Annotated in this window: 16 protein-coding genes; 7 read left to right on the forward strand and 9 right to left on the reverse strand. The window is 58.9% G+C overall.

Going from position 1 to position 19544, the window contains the following annotated elements:
• Positions 1 to 47 precede the first annotated feature (47 nt).
• The gene (locus DXT96_RS09150) at positions 48 to 737 is read left to right on the forward strand and encodes a response regulator transcription factor (RefSeq protein ID WP_371418822.1); all 690 of its coding nucleotides are present in this window, start codon (positions 48 to 50) and stop codon (positions 735 to 737) included.
• Positions 738 to 770: 33 nt separating this feature from the next.
• Here the strand turns inward: DXT96_RS09150 and DXT96_RS09155 are convergent, their stop codons facing one another.
• The gene (locus tag DXT96_RS09155) at positions 771 to 1823 is read right to left on the reverse strand and encodes a low specificity L-threonine aldolase (RefSeq protein ID WP_153514393.1); all 1053 of its coding nucleotides are present in this window, start codon (positions 1821 to 1823) and stop codon (positions 771 to 773) included.
• Between the two features lie 372 nt (positions 1824 to 2195).
• Here DXT96_RS09155 and gltB point away from each other — a divergent pair, with 372 nt between their 5' ends.
• From gltB to DXT96_RS09170, 3 genes are read left to right on the forward strand one after another with little or no spacing between them, the layout of a single operon-like run.
• Positions 2196 to 6941 (forward strand): glutamate synthase large subunit, encoded by a 4746-nt coding sequence (gene gltB, locus DXT96_RS09160; protein WP_153514394.1) that lies wholly within the window; start codon positions 2196 to 2198, stop codon positions 6939 to 6941.
• 8 nt (positions 6942 to 6949) lie between these two features.
• Complete coding sequence (locus DXT96_RS09165) at positions 6950 to 7108, forward strand: hypothetical protein (protein WP_153514395.1); 159 nt, start codon at positions 6950 to 6952, stop codon at positions 7106 to 7108.
• 15 nt (positions 7109 to 7123) lie between these two features.
• Complete coding sequence (locus DXT96_RS09170; RefSeq protein ID WP_149899549.1) at positions 7124 to 8578, forward strand: glutamate synthase subunit beta; 1455 nt, start codon at positions 7124 to 7126, stop codon at positions 8576 to 8578.
• 202 nt (positions 8579 to 8780) lie between these two features.
• Here the strand turns inward: DXT96_RS09170 and DXT96_RS09175 are convergent, their stop codons facing one another.
• The 4 genes from DXT96_RS09175 to DXT96_RS09190 form a co-directional block, all read right to left on the reverse strand.
• A complete protein-coding gene (locus DXT96_RS09175) occupies positions 8781 to 10136 on the reverse strand; it encodes a HAMP domain-containing sensor histidine kinase (protein WP_153514396.1) in 1356 nt (451 codons plus the stop codon).
• Complete coding sequence (locus tag DXT96_RS09180; protein ID WP_149899547.1) at positions 10133 to 10807, reverse strand: response regulator transcription factor; 675 nt, start codon at positions 10805 to 10807, stop codon at positions 10133 to 10135. Before DXT96_RS09180 ends, DXT96_RS09175 begins: the two co-directional genes overlap by 4 nt.
• A gap of 178 nt (positions 10808 to 10985) precedes the next feature.
• Positions 10986 to 12221, reverse strand: coding sequence for an SGNH family hydrolase (locus tag DXT96_RS09185; RefSeq protein ID WP_153514397.1), 1236 nt, complete (start codon positions 12219 to 12221; stop codon positions 10986 to 10988).
• A 64-nt stretch (positions 12222 to 12285) separates the two neighbouring features.
• Positions 12286 to 13509, reverse strand: a complete 1224-nt coding sequence (locus tag DXT96_RS09190; RefSeq protein WP_153514809.1) for a lytic murein transglycosylase — start codon at positions 13507 to 13509, stop codon at positions 12286 to 12288.
• Positions 13510 to 13704: 195 nt separating this feature from the next.
• On the opposite strand from DXT96_RS09190, the gene galU reads away from it, so the two are divergent.
• Positions 13705 to 14592 carry a UTP--glucose-1-phosphate uridylyltransferase GalU gene (galU, locus tag DXT96_RS09195; protein ID WP_149899544.1) on the forward strand — a complete coding sequence of 296 codons (888 nt, stop codon included), beginning with the start codon at positions 13705 to 13707 and terminating at the stop codon, positions 14590 to 14592.
• 54 nt (positions 14593 to 14646) lie between these two features.
• On the opposite strand, the gene uppP is transcribed toward galU, so the two are convergent.
• Both uppP and DXT96_RS27065 read right to left on the reverse strand, forming a co-directional pair.
• Positions 14647 to 16152, reverse strand: coding sequence for a polysaccharide biosynthesis protein UppP (uppP, locus tag DXT96_RS09200; protein WP_153514398.1), 1506 nt, complete (start codon positions 16150 to 16152; stop codon positions 14647 to 14649).
• A 6-nt stretch (positions 16153 to 16158) separates the two neighbouring features.
• Positions 16159 to 16386 (reverse strand): hypothetical protein, encoded by a 228-nt coding sequence (locus tag DXT96_RS27065; RefSeq protein ID WP_210251587.1) that lies wholly within the window; start codon positions 16384 to 16386, stop codon positions 16159 to 16161.
• Between the two features lie 186 nt (positions 16387 to 16572).
• Here DXT96_RS27065 and DXT96_RS09205 point away from each other — a divergent pair, with 186 nt between their 5' ends.
• Complete coding sequence (locus DXT96_RS09205; RefSeq protein ID WP_149899542.1) at positions 16573 to 16938, forward strand: PAS domain-containing protein; 366 nt, start codon at positions 16573 to 16575, stop codon at positions 16936 to 16938.
• Between the two features lie 60 nt (positions 16939 to 16998).
• Positions 16999 to 17994, forward strand: a complete 996-nt coding sequence (locus tag DXT96_RS09210) for an SIS domain-containing protein (RefSeq protein WP_153514399.1) — start codon at positions 16999 to 17001, stop codon at positions 17992 to 17994.
• 16 nt (positions 17995 to 18010) lie between these two features.
• Here DXT96_RS09210 and DXT96_RS09215 read toward each other — a convergent pair whose 3' ends face one another.
• Together DXT96_RS09215 and DXT96_RS09220 are read right to left on the reverse strand one after the other, a co-directional pair.
• Complete coding sequence (locus tag DXT96_RS09215; RefSeq protein ID WP_153514400.1) at positions 18011 to 18475, reverse strand: NfeD family protein; 465 nt, start codon at positions 18473 to 18475, stop codon at positions 18011 to 18013.
• 2 nt (positions 18476 to 18477) lie between these two features.
• A complete protein-coding gene (locus tag DXT96_RS09220; RefSeq protein WP_153514811.1) occupies positions 18478 to 19494 on the reverse strand; it encodes an SPFH domain-containing protein in 1017 nt (338 codons plus the stop codon).
• Positions 19495 to 19544: the final 50 nt, after the last annotated feature.

Consider the following 19544-nt stretch of genomic DNA (forward strand, 5'->3'; position numbering starts at 1 on the left):
GGGAGAATCATTAAAGTGCTTCGCCATACCCCCAAAGGAGATCGGGAGTGACCAATTCCGCCGTCCGCATTCTCATCGTCGATGATGAACCGCCGATCCGTAAGCTTTTGCGGGTGGGGCTGTCGTCTCAAGACTACGCGGTCAGCGAAGCGATGAATGCCCGCGTTGCGATGGAACTGGTGAATGAGGACAAGCCAGATCTCGTGGTGCTCGATCTCGGCCTGCCGGATATGTCCGGGCATGATCTTCTGGCGAAATGGCGTGGTGACGGGCTGGCGCTGCCCGTCATCATCCTTTCAAGTCGCACGGATGAGGCGGGTATCGTCAAGGCGCTGGAACTCGGGGCTGACGACTATATCACCAAGCCCTTCGGCATGAACGAACTTGTCGCCCGCATCCGCGTCGCGCTGCGCCATCGTTTGCAGAGCCAGGGGGAGAGGCCGGTGTTTCAGACCGGCGACCTGTCGGTCGATCTCGTCCGGCGCATCGTCAAGGTGGAGGACCGGGAGGTGAAACTCTCGCCCAAGGAATATGATATTCTGCGGGTTCTGGTGCAGCATGCGGGCAAGGTGCTGACGCATCGTTTCCTGCTGGAACATGCGTGGGACGAACTGACCGACGTGCAATATTTGCGGGTTTACGTGCGCCAGCTTCGCCAGAAGATCGAAAAAATCCCGGACCAGCCACGCTATATCCTGACGGAAACCGGTGTCGGTTACCGGCTTCAGGAGGTTTGAGGGCGCCGTTATGGGACGCCCTCAAATGTTGTGTCAGACAGAGGCGCAGATCGACAGGAATTCGTCCACGTCGGCCTCGGTGGTCGCAAAGCTGGTGACCATGCGGATCAGCACTTCGTCCTTGCCGACCTTTTCCGGCATGTCGCGCGGTTCCAGCCAATCATAGAATTTAGCACCCTTGGCTGTTGCGGCTTCGGCGGCGGCCTTCGGTAGAATGGCGAAAACTTCGTTGGCCTGTGTCGGCCAGGCGAGGCGGGCGCTGTTGAGCGAGCCAAAGCCGGCGCGCAGCCGATTTGCCATGGCATTGGCGTGGCCGGCGAGGCCCAGCCAGAGATCGTCCTGCAGATAGGCTTCGAATTGCGCGGCAATGAAGCGTGACTTCGAAAAAAGCTGGGCGGTGCGCTTGCGCAGGAAGGCGAAATCCTTTGCGAGTGCGGGATCGAAAAACACGATCGCTTCCGCGCACCAGCAACCGTTTTTGGTGCCGCCGAAAGACAGGACGTCGACGCCACGTTTCCAGGTCATTTCGGCAGGCGTGGTGCCGAGTGCGGCAAGCGCATTGGCAAAACGCGCGCCGTCCATATGCAGCGGCAGGCCGTTGTCTTTGGCGATTTTGGCGATGGCGTCGATTTCATCGAGCGTATAGACGGTGCCGGCCTCGGTTGCCTGCGTCATGGTGACGGCGGCGGCGCGGCCATGGTGAACGGCGTCCTGCGGATAACGCGCAATGCGTTCGATCAGGTTTTCCGGCAACATCTTGCCATCTGGCCCTTCGACGGCGACCATGCGCATGCCGCTGAAGAAATCAGGTGCGCCGCATTCGTCCTCGATCACATGCGCTTCCGAATGACAGAATGTCAGGCCGCCCGGGCGGGCGATGCTGGCCAGCGAAAGCGAATTGGCCGCCGTGCCGGTCGCGACGAAAAACACCGCGACGTCGCGCTCGAATATCTCGTTGAAGCGTTTTTCAATGGAGAGATCGAGTTCGCTGGTGCCGTAAGCGGCGGCAAACCGGGTGGATTCCCGCGAAAGCCGTTCGTTGACGGCCGGATGGGCGCCAGCCCAATTGTCTGAAGCAAAAAACATCTCTTAAGGCTTTCCGATAGCTGAGGTTCTGTTTTGGGGCTGCGTGAGGCGATGATTGCAAAACTTCTAGGACCTAACATCGCGATTGGCAAATCCGGTAATGAAAGCAATAGCTCGGCCTGTTTTATGACAATAAAGTTTCGCGCAATAGGTCAGTATCGAAACTTCGCGGCAAATGGCGGTTCGACTAATTGGATTCGAACCCTTGCTAAATTCGCCCGTTTCTGCCAAAATCCTCATGAATTGAGACAGCTTTGCTGTCCTAAATTTGATCGAGCCGGGTTGAATGCGATTTTTGCGGGAAGCGAGAATTCGTGGTCGAGCCGGATCTTCGCATGAAACCATGCAAGTAATTTTGCAGGAGGGACACAAATGACGCACAAGCCGCAGGCAGAGATCGCCGCCGCAACCCTGACCACAGACTGTCCCACCGCGGCTGCGGCCGCACCCGTTTCTGCGAAAGGGCGTTTCGCGGGCGGCTTGCCGGAAAAGCAGGGTCTTTACGATCCGCGCAACGAGCACGACGCCTGCGGCGTCGGCTTCGTTGCGCATATGAAGGGCCAGAAGTCGCACCAGATCGTCAAGGATGGTCTGTTCATCCTCGAAAACCTGACGCATCGTGGTGCTGTCGGTGCAGACCCACTGATGGGCGATGGTGCTGGCATTCTCGTACAGATTCCCGACCGTTTCTTCCGTGAAGAAATGGCGGGCCAAGGCGTGACGCTGCCGAAGGCCGGTGAATATGCAGTCGGCCATATCTTCATGCCGCGTGATCCGTCGCGCATCGAGCACTACAAGAAGGTCATCGTCGATGTGATCGGCGAGGAGGGGCAGCAGTTCCTCGGCTTCCGTGACGTGCCTGTTGATAATGACTCGCTCTCCAAGGCGCCGGATATTGCCGGAACCGAGCCGCACCACGTTCAGGTCTTCATCGGCGCGGGGCGCGATGCCGCGACCAATGCCGATTTCGAGCGCAAGCTGTTCCTGATCCGCAAGGTGCTGTCCAACCGCATCTATGATGAGGGCGGTGGCAAGGAGACGCAGGATTTCTATCCCGTGTCGCTCTCCTCCTCCACCATCGTCTACAAGGGCATGTTCCTCGCCTATCAGGTGGGTGCCTACTACAAGGATCTGGCTGACCCGCGTTTCGAATCCGCCGTTGCGCTGGTGCACCAGCGTTTCTCCACCAACACCTTCCCGTCCTGGAAGCTGGCGCATCCCTACCGCATGGTTGCCCATAACGGCGAAATCAACACGCTGCGCGGCAACGTCAACTGGATGGCGGCGCGGCAGGCGTCGGTGTCGTCGGCGCTGTTCGGCGACGATATTTCCAAGCTCTGGCCGATTTCCTATGAAGGCCAGTCGGACACTGCCTGTTTCGACAACGCGCTCGAATTCCTCGTGCGCGGCGGTTATTCCATGGCCCATGCCGTGATGATGCTGATCCCGGAAGCCTGGTCGGGCAACCTGTCGATGTCGGCTGAGCGCAAGGCATTCTACGAATATCACGCAGCGCTGATGGAGCCGTGGGACGGCCCTGCCGCCGTTGCCTTCACCGATGGCAAGCAGATCGGCGCAACGCTCGACCGTAACGGCCTGCGCCCCGCACGTTATCTCGTCACCGACGATGACCGTGTCATCATGGCGTCGGAAGCCGGCACCCTGCCGGTGCCGGAAGAACGTATCATCAAGAAGTGGCGTTTGCAGCCGGGCAAGATGCTGCTGATCGACATGGAAAAGGGCGCGATCATTTCCGACGAGGATGTGAAGCACGAGCTTGCAGCCAAGCACCCTTACCGCACCTGGCTCGATCGCACCCAGCTTATTCTTGAGGATCTGAAGCCCGTTGAGCCGCGTGCTCTGCGCCGCGACGTGTCGCTGCTCGACCGCCAGCAGGCATTTGGCTACACCAGTGAAGATACCAAGCTTCTGATGTCGCCGATGGCGACGACCGGTCAGGAAGCCATCGGCTCGATGGGCACCGATACGCCGATTTCGGCCATGTCGGACAAGTCGAAGCTGCTTTACACCTATTTCAAGCAGAATTTCGCGCAGGTCACCAACCCGCCGATCGACCCGATCCGCGAAGAGCTTGTCATGAGCCTCGTGTCCTTCATCGGCCCGCGCCCGAACCTTCTCGATCACGAGGGGGCGGCCCGCGCCAAGCGCCTCGAAGTGCGCCAGCCGATCCTGACCAATGGCGATCTGGAAAAGATCCGCTCCATCGGCCACACGGAAGACCGGTTCGACACCAAGACGCTCGACTTCACCTATGATGTGGAGCGTGGCGCGGAAGGCATGCCTGACATGCTGGAGCGCCTGTGCGAGCGGGCGGAATCCGCCGTTCGCGGCGGCTACAACATCATCGTTCTGTCCGACCGCCAGCTCGGCCCGGATCGCATCGCGATCCCGGCTCTTCTCGCGACAGCGGCTGTGCATCACCACCTGATCCGCAAAGGCCTGCGCACCTCGGTCGGTCTCGTCGTGGAAACCGGCGAACCGCGCGAAATCCACCACTTCTGTCTGCTCGCCGGTTATGGCGCAGAGGCGATCAACCCCTATCTCGCCTTCGACACGCTGCTCGATATGCACAAGCATGGCGCTTTCCCGAAGGAAGTGTCCGACGACGAAGTCGTGTATCGCTACATCAAGGCTGTCGGCAAGGGCATCCTCAAGGTCATGTCCAAGATGGGCATTTCCACCTACCAGTCCTATTGCGGCGCGCAGATTTTCGACGCCATCGGCCTGTCTTCGCAATTCGTCGAGCAATATTTCTTTGGCACCGCCACCTCCATCGAAGGCGTCGGCCTCACCGAAATCGCCGAGGAAACCGTAACGCGCCACACTGCGGCCTTCGGCAAAGATCCGATTCTTGCCAACACGCTCGATATCGGCGGCGAATATGCCTATCGCATGCGCGGCGAAAGCCACGCCTGGACACCGGATGCCGTCGCCTCGCTGCAACATGCGGTGCGTGGCAACAGCCAAGATCGCTACCGTGAATTCGCCGGCATGGTGAATGAGACGGCGCTGCGGATGAACACCATTCGCGGCCTGTTCAACATCAAGTCTGCGGAAAAGCTCGGCCGCAAGCCGGTCTCCATCGATGAGGTGGAGTCGGCAGCCGATATCGTCAAGCGCTTCTCGACCGGCGCCATGTCCTTCGGCTCGATCAGCCGTGAGGCGCATACGACGCTCGCCATCGCCATGAACCAGATCGGCGGCAAGTCCAACACCGGCGAGGGCGGCGAAGAATCCGACCGTTACCTGCCGCTGCTGAATGGCAAGCCGAACCCGGAACGCTCGGCCATCAAGCAGATCGCGTCCGGTCGCTTCGGCGTGACGACGGAATATCTCGTCAATGCCGACATGTTGCAGATCAAGGTGGCGCAGGGTGCCAAGCCCGGCGAGGGCGGACAATTGCCCGGCCACAAGGTGGATGCGACGGTTGCCAAGACCCGTCACTCCACGCCGGGCGTCGGCCTCATCTCGCCGCCGCCGCATCATGATATTTATTCCATCGAAGATCTGGCGCAGCTGATCTACGATCTGAAGAACGTCAATCCGGAAGCCGATGTTTCGGTGAAGCTGGTGTCTGAAGTCGGCGTCGGAACGGTTGCGGCGGGTGTCGCCAAGGCGCGCGCCGACCATATCACCGTTTCCGGCTTCGATGGCGGCACGGGCGCTTCGCCGCTCACCTCGCTGAAGCATGCGGGCAGCCCCTGGGAAATCGGCCTTGCCGAAACCCAGCAGACGCTGGTGCTGAACGGCCTTCGTTCACGCGTTGCACTGCAGGTGGATGGCGGTTTGAAGACCGGCCGAGACGTCATCATCGGCGCGCTTCTGGGCGCGGATGAATTCGGCTTTGCGACTGCGCCGCTGATTGCGGCGGGCTGCATCATGATGCGCAAGTGCCACCTCAACACCTGCCCTGTGGGTGTGGCGACGCAGGATCCGGTTCTGCGCAAGCGCTTCAAGGGTACGCCGGAACACGTCATCAACTATTTCTTCTTCGTTGCCGAAGAAGTGCGCGAAATCCTTGCCTCGCTGGGCGTTACCCGGCTGGACGAGATCATCGGCGCTTCCGAACTGCTCGAAAAGGATGAGATGCTGGCCCACTGGAAGGCCAAGGGGCTGGATTTCAGCCGCATCTTCCACAAGGTCGAAGCACCCAAGGAAGCAACGTTCTGGACCGAGCGCCAGAAGCACCCGATCGACGATATTCTCGACCGCAAGCTGATCGAGAAGTCGCTGCCGTCGCTGGAAAACCGCGAGCCCGTGGTTTTCGAGGTGCCGATCAAGAACGTCGACCGTTCCGCCGGCGCCATGCTGTCAGGCGCCCTCGCCAAGCGTTGGGGCCATAAGGGCCTGAAGGACGATACGATCCACGTCACCCTCAAGGGAACGGCCGGTCAGTCCTTCGGTGCGTTCCTGGCGCGCGGCATCACCTTCGATCTGGTGGGTGACGGTAACGACTATGTCGGCAAGGGTCTGTCAGGTGGCCGCATCATCGTGCGCCCGCCGGAAAACGCCCGCATCATTGCGGAAAACTCGATTATCGTCGGCAATACCGTTCTCTACGGTGCGATCACCGGCGAGTGCTATTTCCGCGGTGTCGCGGGCGAGCGCTTCGGGGTGCGTAACTCCGGTGCTGTCGCGGTTGTCGAGGGCGTGGGCGACCACGGTTGCGAATATATGACCGGCGGCATCGTGGTGGTTCTCGGTGAAACCGGCCGCAACTTCGCAGCCGGCATGTCCGGCGGCGTGGCTTATGTTCTTGACGAGAAGGGTGATTTCGCCACCCGCTGCAACATGGCGATGGTCGAGCTGGAGCCAGTTCCGGAAGAAGACGACATGCTGGAAAAGCTGCACCATCACGGCGGCGACCTCATGCACAAGGGACGTGTGGACGTTTCCGAGGACATGACACGTCACGACGAGGAGCGCCTTTACCAGCTGATCTCCAACCACTTCCACTACACGAACTCGGCGCGCGCCAAGGACATACTCGACCGCTGGAGCGAGTTCCGTCCGAAATTCCGCAAGGTTATGCCGGTGGAATACCGTCGTGCGCTGGAGGATATGGAGCGGATGAAAATGGGCGTTGCGGCGGAATAATCAGCCGCGTGAGGACACTACACCAACTGGTCTCGCTGATGATCGCGGTCGCCGTTCCCACGGCGATCTATTGGACAAGCGGCGAGACCGGATTTGAATTCATCGTGCTGGGGGCGGCTTTCGGTTTCGCTTACTGGTACTGGGGCCCGACAGGCGCTCCGCTTTGATGTGAGGACATAAACGTGGGCAAGGTAACAGGTTTTCTGGAAATCGACCGGCAGGTGGGCAAGTATCAGCCCGCATCGGATCGTATCCGCCATTTCCGCGAATTCACCATTCCGATGTCGGATGCCGAAGTGCAGAAGCAGTCGGCACGCTGCATGGATTGCGGCATTCCCTATTGTCACGGCCCGACCGGCTGTCCCGTACACAACCAGATCCCCGACTGGAACGATCTGGTCTATAACAACAATTGGGAAGAGGCGATCCGCAACCTGCACTCGACCAACAACTTCCCGGAGTTCACCGGCCGCGTCTGTCCCGCCCCTTGCGAGGAGGCGTGCACGCTGAACCTCGAGGACGCGCCGGTCGCCATCAAGACCGTCGAGCAGGCAATTGCCGACAAGGCCTATGAACTGGGCTTCATCGTGCCGAAGCCGGCGACGATCCACACCGGCAAAAAAGTCGCCATCATTGGCTCCGGCCCATCTGGCATGGCGGCCGCGCAGCAGCTTGGCCGCGCCGGCCACGAGGTTCACGTCTATGAGCGTGAATCGAAGGCTGGCGGCCTGCTGCGTTACGGCATTCCTGACTTCAAGATGGAGAAGAACTTCATCGATCGCCGTGTCGAACAGATCAAGGGCGAAGGCGTCACCTTCCATTGCGGCGTTAATGTCGGCGTCGATGTAACGGTCGAAGCGCTTCTGGCCGACCACGATGCTGTTCTTTATTGCGGTGGTTCGGAAACCCCGCGCCCGGCCGGCATAGGCGGCGCGGACCTGCAGGGTGTGCATGATGCCATGCCTTATCTCGTACAGCAGAACCGTCGCGTTGGCCGTGAAAACATCGATAGCATTGGCTGGCCGGCCGATCCGATCCTCGCAGGCGGCAAGCATATCGTGGTCGTCGGCGGTGGTGATACCGCGTCAGACTGCGTCGGCACGGCGTTCCGCCAGGGTGCGGTGAAAGTCACCCAACTCGACATCCGCCCGATGCCGCCCGAAAAGGAAGACAAGCTTGCTGTCTGGCCCTTCTGGGCAACCAAGATGCGCACCTCTTCCTCTCAGGCGGAAGGCGCTATCCGCGAGTTCCAGGTCGCCACACTCGAATTCGTAGGTGAAGACGGCGTCTTGACCGGTGTGAAATGCTGTCAGGTTGATGATCGGCGCAAGCCGATTGCCGGTACGGAATTCATCATCAAGGCTGATCTCGCTTTCATCGCCATCGGCTTCTCCGGTCCTTTCACCGATAGCGTGCTGAAGGAAATGAACGGCAAGCTGGCGCTCAACACCGACCGTCGCGGTTCCACAAATGTGATCGCCGACGAGACGGACTACCGGACCTCGGTCGACAAGCTGTGGGCGGCGGGCGACGTTCGCCGCGGCCAGTCGCTGGTGGTCTGGGCGATCCGCGAAGGCCGTCAGGCAGCGCGTGCGATCGACGAAGCTTTGATGGGCGCAACCCTGTTGCCACGCTGAGCGGATTGATGCGGCGCAAGCCGCACGAAGCAAAACAAAAGGCCTGTTGTGAGAGACACAACAGGCCTTTCGTTTGACTGGACGACCAAAAATGCGATTGGGGGCGTCGCATTCATGGGGACAGGCAAAATATCGCGCCTGTGAATTGCACCGGCATTACGAGTTTCCCGAAAAGCAGTTTTTTCGCAAAAAATGGCATGTGTCAGCAATAGGGCAGGCTGATACGGAAGCAGGCCCCCCCGGTAGATGAATCACTGATGTTGATCTCCCCGCCATGGTAGCGGATGATTTCCTGAACGAGGTTGAGACCGAGCCCGGTGCCACGATCTTGCGGCCTCAGGCGATGGAACGCATCGAACACCAGTTCCCTGTCCTCTTCGGGAATCCCACTGCCTTCGTCGCATATGTCGATAACGCGGTTGGCGGCGACCTTAATGGTGATCGTTCCGCGATTGCCGCCATGTTCGATGGCATTTTGCACGATATTCATAAGCGCGCGTTGAAGTGAGGCGTCATCGGCCAAAGCGAGGATCGGTTCTTCTTCCGGTTCGAAGGAAAGCTCATAGCCTTGCGAGATGGCAAGCGGCGCCATATCCGCCACAACCGATCTGCACAGGCTGACGAGATCAAGCGGAATAAGCGGCGCTTTCTGTCCGCCGAGACGCTGCAGATCGAGCAATTGTTCGGCCAGCACGGCGATGCGGCTGGCATCGGCCAATATCCTGTTTCGAGATGGGCCATCCAGCAGCGTTTCGACGCGAGTCTGGAGAATGGCGACGGGGGTGCGCAATTCATGGGCGGCGTCGAGAATGAAGCGCTTGTGTCGCTCGTTACCATCGTCCAGCCGTTTCAGCGCACCGTTGACGGCGTGCACCAGAGGCTGCACCTCTCGTGGAATATCGCCATCCGGCAATCGATATCCGCGTTTGTCGATGTCGATGGTCTCCGCTGCCCGCGCAATGGAGGAAAGGGCGAGAAATTCCCTGCGGATGATCCAGGGAATGGTCACGATCGTCACGAGGGACATGATGAAGAGGATCGGCATGATCAATATGTTGGAGAACAGCAGCACGGGGAATGTCATGCTGAATGGCCCACCTTTGCCGATCATGGCGAATTCGCCCAACGGCCCGGAAACGCGGCGGACGACGGCGATACGCACGACAGCGAGATAGGAATAGGATAGCGCCGCCTCGCGTATATCGGAGAGCTTGATATCGCTGAGTTGCTGATCCATGTTGCTGAATGCTTCGGGCACCTGCCCGCCCTGCACAATCTCCCCTGTTTCACTGACGGCTACGAACCAGAAATCGGGTGTGTTGCTGCGTAACTCGACAAACTCACTCGTCTCTTTCAGGGCCAACCGGCCGTTCTTGTCCCGCACCAGCGCATTGGCGGTAATCTGGGCTGCCTGCGGGCTGAGCAATGCGCTGCCTCCACCGCCGGTCGACAGATAGGCGACGAAGCCGGCGCTGACGATGAAAAGGCTGCCGATCTGGAACAGCAGCAATTGAATCGTCAGGCGGCGCTTGAGCGATTTCCTTTTGGCCGGCTTCATGATGTCGCCCTCAGAAGATAGCCGACGCCGCGAATACCATGGACCTCGACGCCGGCATCGGTGGCCAGCAATTTGCGGCGCAAACGGGAAATATGGGAATCGAGGGCGTTGGACTGGATTTCATCGTCGAAATTATAGACGGCTTCCTCCAGCAGCGAACGCAGCACCGTTCGGCCCTGTCGCCGCAACAGGGCCTCGAGGATGAGCAGTTCCCGTCTGGTCAGGGCAAGAAATTCGCCCGCAATGCGTACTTCACGGGTCTCGAAGCAAAATTCCAGCTTGCCCAGCTTCGCCGTCATCGTCACTGCGCTGGCGGGTCGTCGCATCAGGGCGCGGATGCGGGCGAGAAGCTCTTCGACGGCGAAGGGCTTTGCAAGATAATCATCGGCACCGAGGTTCAGGCCCTTAACCCGATCTGCAAGTGTGCCTTGCGCCGTCAATACGATCACCGGCGGGGTAACGGGCAAGAGGCGCAGATCCTCTATAAGCTGGATGCCGTCGCCATCGGGCAATTGCCGGTCAAGCACGACAAGGTCATGGACACCATCCATGATGGCATGTCGGGCAAGATCGAGCGTGCCGACATTATCCACGATGATATCAAACCGGTGGAGCGCGGCGGACAGGGCTGCTGCCATTTCGCGTTCGTCTTCAACAAGCAGCAGGCGCATGAATTGGTCTCGGCAAAATCCTGGCGCGGCTCCCGTGGGCCGTGCATGACTGGTAACGAAGAAATATCGCCATACAAAAATGCGGTTACAGGCCGCATCCGTGCAGAACTTCAGTTATCTTGCCATTTTCGCATTGCCTAAACATTACGCCCGTCCGCGTATGCCGGTGCAGAAGCGCCTATTGCCGGGCTTGTACGGTATCCGGGACGACGCGATAGTCATCGATGCGGCCCGCCGGCGCATCGGCCATTTCGCCACGCTTGGTCAGCCGTTCACGTGGGGACTCCACCACCGATGCGCGTGTCGGCCCGGCTGTCAAAGGGGTATCGCCCAGCAGCTTGTCGCCGCCATCGAGATTGGGATCGGTGAGGCTGATCGGCTGCGTGCGGACCTGCCCCGCATCAATGCCGAGCGCCGGCAGCGAGGTGAGTGCAGGCAGATTGCTGCCGTCCAGTTTCACGAGATCGGGACCGGCACTGTCGAGGTGCCTGCGTACGAATTTTTCGACGTAAAAGGCGAGCTTGCGTTTGCCGGCCTGCGTCATGCCGACACCATCGGCCTCGCGAAGGCGGGCCTGCTGGCCGTTCATGTCGTAACCGGTGATAACGAATTTTCCGCCTTCATCGACGAAACCGTCCCACACGTCGACGAATTCGCCGCCATATTTTTCGACGTGGCTGCGATAAAGCCGGTTGAAACCGACGAGATCGGCCGTGAGCGATGGTGACTGGAACGCGGGCAAACCGACCCAGAGCAGCGGCACTTTCGGGCGGCCAGCAAGGGTCAGAAGCTCATCGATCCGTCGTTCATATTCCTTGAACCAGACATCGGTGCCGAATTTTTCCCTGATATCGCCGATCTGCATTTGCTGGCGATCGTTCGAGCCCATCATGATGACGATGGTGGCCGGATTGGTCTCGCTTATGAATTGCGGTAGATTGGAAAACCAGTCGTAATAATCGGTTCGGACAAGACCGGAAGAACCGTTTGCCCGCACATCGACGGCGATCGCCGGTGAACTAGCGAAGGCATTGACCAGCTCTTCCCCCATGCCGCCGGCCAGAAAATCGCCGATGACCAGAACGCGCCTTGCATTTTCAAGCTTGGCGGCCGGCTCCGGTTTTGCGGTTCGCATCTGAACCACCGAAGGTGCTTTTCGGGCGGGTTGCGGACGTGTAATTGATCTTTCGCGTGGGGCGGAGGGGAAATCCCGCCGGTTGCGGGGCTGATAATCACGCCCGGATCCGCCATCGCGGCCAACCGGTCTGCCGAACAGCATTTCGAACAGGGTGCGCCGCTGTTCCTGGGCAAAGGTCTGGGATGGAACGAGTGGCACGCAAAGGGCGGCAGCAAGAATGACGGCGCAGATGCGCCATCCGGTCTTTCCGCTATTCACCGCTGGTTTCCTGTTCATAACATCGACCTTTCCGGATGCTTCGGCGGTGGTGACCCCCCCCGCCGAATTCGCCGGCATATTATCAATTGCGCAGGGCTCTCAGCAACCTCTGCGACGGCTGGCCGTCATTTTCCATGCCCATGCGCGACTGGATGGCGCTAATGGCGGCTTTCGAACCGGAGCCGAAATTGCCATCGACCTCGCCATCGTAGTAGCCTAGTTCTTTCATGCGGGTCTGGAGTTCGAATTTTTCACGAATATCCAGCGTACCGTCCGGACGCGGCCATTTCTGCTGCATGCCGCCATAACCGGCGATTTCATCCGCAAGCAGGCCGACGGCCAGCGCATAGCTGTCCGATGCGTTGTATTTCTTGATGGTGAAGAAGTTTTTCATCATCAGGAAACCGGGTCCGTTCGCGCCACCCTGCAGTTTCAGCATGGCGCGATCGGAACCGCGGGTGAAATTTTTGCCGTTCGGGCGGGCAAAGCCGAGCTTTGTCCATTCCGAAATCGTTTTCGTCTGGCCTTCGTAACGCGCGCCGCCACGCGGAACGGCGGTTTCGTAACCCCAGGTCCGGCCGGGCTCCCAGCCGTTTTTGGCAAGAAGATTGGCGGCCGTTGCCAGCGCGTCGGGAACCGAGTGCCAGATATCGCGCTTGCCATTGCCATCGGCATCCACTGCATAAGCCAGGTAGCTCGTCGGAATGAACTGGGTGTGACCCATCGCGCCGGCCCATGAACCCGTCAACTGCTTCGGCGTCACATCGCCCGACTGAAGAATTTTCAGCGCGGCGATCAACTGCGTGCGCGCGAATTTACCGCGCTTGGGATCGGAATAGGCCAGCGTCGCAAGAGCCTGCGGAATATTGTGCAGCCGCTCCGGCTTTTCAAGAACCGCGCCGTAATTCGATTCCATCGACCAGATGGCGAGAATGATGTGTTTGTCGACGTTGAAGTTGCGCTCGATCCAGTTCAGGGTCGTCGCGTGCTTCATCTTCATCTCGCGGCCGATCCGCACCGTATACGGGTTAACGCGGGAATCGAGATAATCCCATACCTGGGTGGTGAATTCCGGCTGAAAGGTTGCCTTGCGCAGCGCATCCGGGTCCGGTTCGCTAACGCCGGCGAAGGCTTTCTGATAGGTCGCCTTGCTGATGCCTTCTTTCGCGGCTGTTGCGTAGAACTGGTTGATCCACTGTCTGAACCCGGCATCGGCATGAGCCGAGACCGGTGCTAGCGAAATCACCAGGCCTGCAACCATCATGCAGCCGAATTTGCGGACATCTGAAAGGATCATCTTTGTCATCATCAGTCTTTCGTTCTCTCGAATGTCATTTCGATTGCGAAAACGCATCGGGCGTCGTCATGGATAACAAAAGAACGTCAACAAATTCTTTACCATTAATAGATGGTAGCGTCACCCTTTACAAAACGTTGTTATTTTTGAAATAACAACAGCGTGCGGGGATTGTGATCAAGTTTTATCTCTCAGGAGGGATATGTGGTAGAACAGAAAAAAATTCGGAAGGCCGTATTTCCGGTCGCAGGTCTCGGTACCCGTTTCCTGCCCGCAACCAAGGCGGTTCCGAAAGAAATGCTCACTGTCGTTGACAAGCCAGTCATTCAATATGTCGTCGATGAGGCGGCAGAAGCGGGCATCGAGCATTTTGTATTTGTCACCGGCCGCGGCAAGGCGGTGATCGAAGACTATTTTGATATTCAATTTGAACTCGAACAGATGCTGCGTGAGCGCAACAAGAATGCCGAGCTGACATTGCTGGCCGGCCTTCTGCCCAAAGCCGGCACGGCAAGTTTCACGCGCCAGCAGGTGCCGCTCGGTCTTGGCCACGCGGTCTGGTGCGCCCGTGACATCGTCGGCGACGAGCCTTTCGCCGTGCTGTTGCCCGACATGATCATGCATTCGCAGAAAAGCTGCCTGAAAGGTATGGTCGAACTTTATGACCAGACTGCCGGCAACGTGATCGCGGTGCAGGAATGCGCTCCCGACCAGACCCACAAATACGGCATTGTCGGCGTGGGCGATGCCGTGGGCGAGGGCTTCAAGATCACGGAAATGGTCGAAAAGCCTGCCAAGGGTACGGCGCCGTCGAATTTCTACATCAACGGCCGTTACATCCTGCAGCCGGAGATTTTCGATATCCTCGAAAATCAGGAGCGTGGTGCCGGCAATGAAATCCAGCTGACGGACGGCATGCTGACGCTTGCCCAGTCGCAAGAATTCGCCGGCTATCATTTCCGTGGCCAGACCTTCGATTGCGGCGCCAAGGATGGTTTCATTCTGGCCAACGTCGCCTTCGCTCTTGAACGCGCCGATATTCGTCCGGCGATCGAAGAGCCGATCAAGGCCCTGATCGACGGGCTGAAGTAATCGACCAGAACACACTGAAATCCCGGCCTTTGCGCCGGGATTTTTGTTTGATAATTATCGTTTCAGGACAAGGCCCGCGCCGACGCGCAATTCGCTGCTGTCATAAACCGGTGTCCACTGGTAGCTGACGTCCGCGGTCAGGTCGAGATAGCGGTTCAGCCCCCACGTCAGGCCGGCACCTGCCGTATATTCCACGGCATTCTCGATGTCGGAGGCGGGGAATGTGCGGTGCACGATCTGCCCCGTCAAACGCGCGACCAGATTGTTGCGCAATTCATGGGTAAGCCCGGCATCCAGCCGATAGGAAATCCAGCCGCCCTGCGGACCGCCGGCAAAATCCTCAATCGTCGTGCGCAGACCGAGATTGACATTGGTGCCGCGCTGCGGCGACCAGTTGAGTTCGCCGTCCAGCGTCAAAGCGCCGATGGCGGCGAGACGGTCGTCATCATATTGTTTGCGCAGATAACCGATGGCGGCCTCGCCACGGGTCTTTTCGCCGAGATCGACCTCGGTTCCGATCTTCGCGCCATAGGAATTGGAGGAGCGGGCGTAACCGGAATTGTCCAGCCGACTGTCATATTTGGTCTTTCCCGCGTTCAGTTCCAGGAACGGGATCAGCGCCGGCGACAATTCGTAACCAATGCGCCCGCGCAGGTTCGCGCTGTTCTGGTCGCGGTCGCTGAGGCTGATCGGCCTGCCATCGAGACCTTTCGCATCCGTATAGACCGTGCGGGAGAGATCGAGCGCCGCAAGCCCACGCAGCTTGCCGAAGTCCCGCTCTATCGAAGCGCCGGTCGTGAAACGGTGTTCACCGCCCTGCACGGCAGCGCCGGTCAGAGCATTGGGGTCTGTCGTGTCTTCGCGGCTGAACTCGTAACCGGCCTTGAGATTGGCCTTCGTCTCTTCGCCGAGATCGAGGCGCAGATCGGCCTCTATCCGCGCCCGGGGCTCTTCGCCATCCTTGTCGCCACCAAAATTTCTCTCCCAGGCGCCGTCGCCCGTCACGGTCAGCGCGTGGCGGGACCAGTCGCTGGTAAGCGTGCCGCGTATGCCTGTTGTCAGATAGTTGCGTCTGGAGGGACCGCCGGTGTTCGTCTGTTTTTCCGTGTTGATGGTCTGGTTGATCGAAGGACGCAGCAGGAATGTGCCGAGCCGGATGCCGGGGGTCTGGCCTGGCTCAGTCGCTATCTGCGGATTTTCACCGCCATCCACCGTCGGCTCATAGGGGTTTTCAGCCTCGGCATAGGGTTGGCCGGCGTCGTCCTGCTGTTCGTAAATCGGGTCGCCGGGATTGTTCGAGGGGCGCCAGAGCTGTTGTGGCGCAGGCGTGGCCGCAGGTGCGGCCTGTCCCGCATCGGTCTCTGCTCCAACGCCCGTCGCCGCGGTGGCCGAAGTTGTTCCGTCACCGGCGGGAGCGGTGCCGGGCAATAAGGGTGTGGCTGTGACGGCAGTCTGGGCGAAAAGGCTTGCCGTGGTGGAGCAGAGAAGCGTGCAGGCAAGCAACAGGGTTGCTGCTTTCCGCGACGTCTGCAGACGTGTGGCGGCGCCCTTCACATTCATTCCTCTTCACCCGGCGAAATTGGCCGATGCCGGATCGAAAATTTGCCAGAACACTTCCCCGGGCCAAATAGATGAGAGGCCGATGAAATGACGTGGACAAACCAGGGACCAGACAGGCGACGCAAGTTTTAACATCGCTTTAACAATAGGTTTTTTATGGTTAACAGTTGATAAAGATCGCTGGGATTTGAGTGTTTTGGCAAGCGCGTGAAAATCGGCGAGCCTCTCACTCACTGCTTGTATTCAGAATTCTGCCAGCCAGAGAACTGGGAGAGACATGCCGCAATGCAAAATATTTCTAATATGATAAGATTTAAACGTTTCAATTTGGCACGGAATCGCCCTATGATTTAGGGGTATTGGTCTTTCTATTGCCTGGTAAATTATATTGATTTTTATTTTATGTGACAGCGTCGTTTCATGAATCCCGTTTTGAACATCAAGCAGGTCGGTTTCTATTGCTGGGATATTACCAACGACCGATTCTATCTCGATGAAGTCTGTGCGGAACTCTTTGGAATTCCGCTGAGACAGGCGATGCAGGGCATCAGCATTTTTCAGATGCTCGAAAAAGTGCATCTGGATCATCGAAACCGTGTGATCGAGACCGCGCTGATCACCCTGAAGGCGGCAAGCTTTTACAATCAGGAATATGCCGTGCGCCGGGATGACGGTTCGGTCTCATGGGTAAGGACAGTCGGCCGATATCTGGTCGACGAGGAAAACATCCCTTTCAAGCGGCTGGGAACGATCGAGGAAATCTCTCCGCCGGACCTGCGGCACTAAAAAGCAGCACTGGCCGGCTGAAGAGTGGACTTATTCCGGGTGAAAGAGTAACAGTCGGCCATGATTACGCGCGCCGTCAAACTGGTCGAAGACAATGCCATCTCATCCGCCGTGCGGACGATTTCGATGGAGCGGGCTGGCCTTGCCGCCCTTGAGGACGCTCTCACGAACGGTCTTGCCGAGCCTTTCTGCAAGGCGATCGAGACCATCGGCCAGTCGAATGGCCGTCTCATCATCACCGGGGTCGGCAAAAGCGGTCATATCGGCGCAAAGCTCGCGGCCACATTCGCCTCTACTGGCACACCGGCGTTTTTTGTGCATGCCGCCGAGGCCAATCACGGCGATCTGGGGATGATCGGCGGCGACGATGTGGTGCTGGCGATCTCCAAAGGCGGCGAAAGCGCAGAACTGCGCAGCATCATCAACTATTCGCGCCGTTTCTCCATTCCGCTGATCTCACTCACCTGTTCCGAGGCTTCATCGCTGGCCAAGGCCTCCGATATCGTGCTGCTGGTTCCCAATGAACAGGAAGCCTGTCCGCTTGGCCTTGCGCCCACCACCTCCACCTTGATGCAACTGGCGCTGGGTGACGCCCTTGCCGTAGCACTTCTGGAAGCGCGCAATTTTACTGCCGGTGATTTCCGGGTGTTTCACCCCGGTGGCAAACTGGGCGCCAGCCTCACGCTGGTCAGCGATATCATGCATACCGGCGACCGCGTGCCGCTGGTGGCCAAGGGAACGGCGATGCCGGAAGCGGTCGGCGTTCTTTCCCGCAAGCATTTCGGCTGTGTCGGTATTCTGGACGAGGATGGCCGTCTGTGCGGCATCGTCACCGAGGGTGATCTGGCCCGCAACCTGTCTCGCAACCTCGCCGAACTGACGGTCGACGATATCATGACCCGCAATCCGAAAACGGTCAAAAAATCGGTGCTGGCGACCAGCGCGCTGGCGACACTGGAAAAATTCCACATTGGCGCGCTGATCGTGGTGGATGATGACAACCGGCCGATCGGCCTGGTGCATTTCCACGATCTATTGAGAATCGGCGTGGCCTGAGGCCCACTTGTCTCTCTTATCGGTCTATTGGTTCGATCGTCAGCGTGCGGCCGCGTGCTGACGCGATCCTCACGCGGGTTCCGGCCGGAAGGTCTTCACCATTTACCGGCCACCATGTGTCGTCCAGTCTTATCCGGCCACGTCCTTCGACAATCGGCTCGTGCAGCGTCGCGGTGCGGCCGACAAGGCTTGCCTCGCGCTGGTTGAGGAACGGTTCATCGGTGGCCTCTCGGTTCCTGCCGAAATATTTGCGGCCAAGCAGGGCAAAGACGATGGAGAGTGCGGCAAACAGCACCAGTTGCAATTGCCAGGCCCAATATGCCGCATCCCATAAAAGCAACGAGAGCGCGCCGATGACCAGCGCGGCAAGGCCAATCCAGATCAGGAAAACGCCCGGAGCGATGAGCTCGGCGGCCAGCAGCACAAAGCCGACGATCCACCAGCTCCATGGTCCCAGCTCAGTGGCAAGCCGTTGCAGCATCGTTATTTCTCCGATGAAGAACCGAAGGGGGAAGACCGCGTCGGCGGCACCGAGCGGGGAGATGTGGAGGCAGGGGGGGCAGTTGGTGCGTCGCCCCTGTCACCGAAAACTTCTCTCGCAATTGTGCCAATACCGCCGAGAGAGCCGATCAGCGCCGAGGCCTCCATCGGCATCAGAACGATTTTGGAATTCTTGGCCGTACCGATCTCGGCCAGCGCCTCGGTATATTTCTGGGCGACGAAATAGTTGATGGCATGGACATTACCGGCGGCGATAGCTTCCGACACCATTCGGGTCGCATTGGCTTCGGCTTCCGCCAGACGTTCACGGGCTTCGGCATCCCGGAATGCCGCCTCGCGCTGGCCTTCCGCTTCCAGAATGGCGGATTGTTTTGCACCTTCCGCCCGCAAAATCTGGGCGTTACGGGAGCCTTCAGCCTCCAGCACCTGCGCGCGTTTTTCGCGCTCGGCCTTCATCTGTCGCGCCATGGAGTCAACCAGATCCTTCGGCGGCGCGATGTCCTTGATCTCGATGCGGGTGACCTTGATGCCCCATGGTCCCACCGCCTCGTCCACCACGCGCAATAGGCGGTCGTTGATAGCATCGCGGTTCGACAGCAACTCGTCGAGGTCCATCGAGCCCATCACCGAGCGGATGTTGGTCATGGTGAGGTTTTCGATCGCCATTTGTAGATTGGAAATCTGATAAGCGGCCTGTGCGGCATTGAGCACCTGATAGAAGGTGACGGCATCGGCGGAGACGCTGGCGTTGTCTCGGGTGATGACTTCCTGCGTCGGAATATGCAGCACCTGCTCCATCACGTTCATTTTTGAACCGATGCTTTCGAAGAACGGCACGATGAGGTTCAGGCCGGGTTCGAGTGTGCGGGTGTAACGCCCGAACCGTTCAACCGTGTAACGATGCCCCTGCGGCACGGTCTTGATGCCGGCAAACAGCACCAGAATAACCAGAACAACCGCCGCTATGACGACGATGTCGAAACCGCCCAATGCAATCATCACTTTTCCTCCAAAATCCGAACTATAAGGGTTTTACCCCATCATCGTTA

The organism is Agrobacterium sp. ICMP 6402 (genome assembly GCF_009498615.1).
Lineage (GTDB): Bacteria > Pseudomonadota > Alphaproteobacteria > Rhizobiales > Rhizobiaceae > Agrobacterium > Agrobacterium burrii.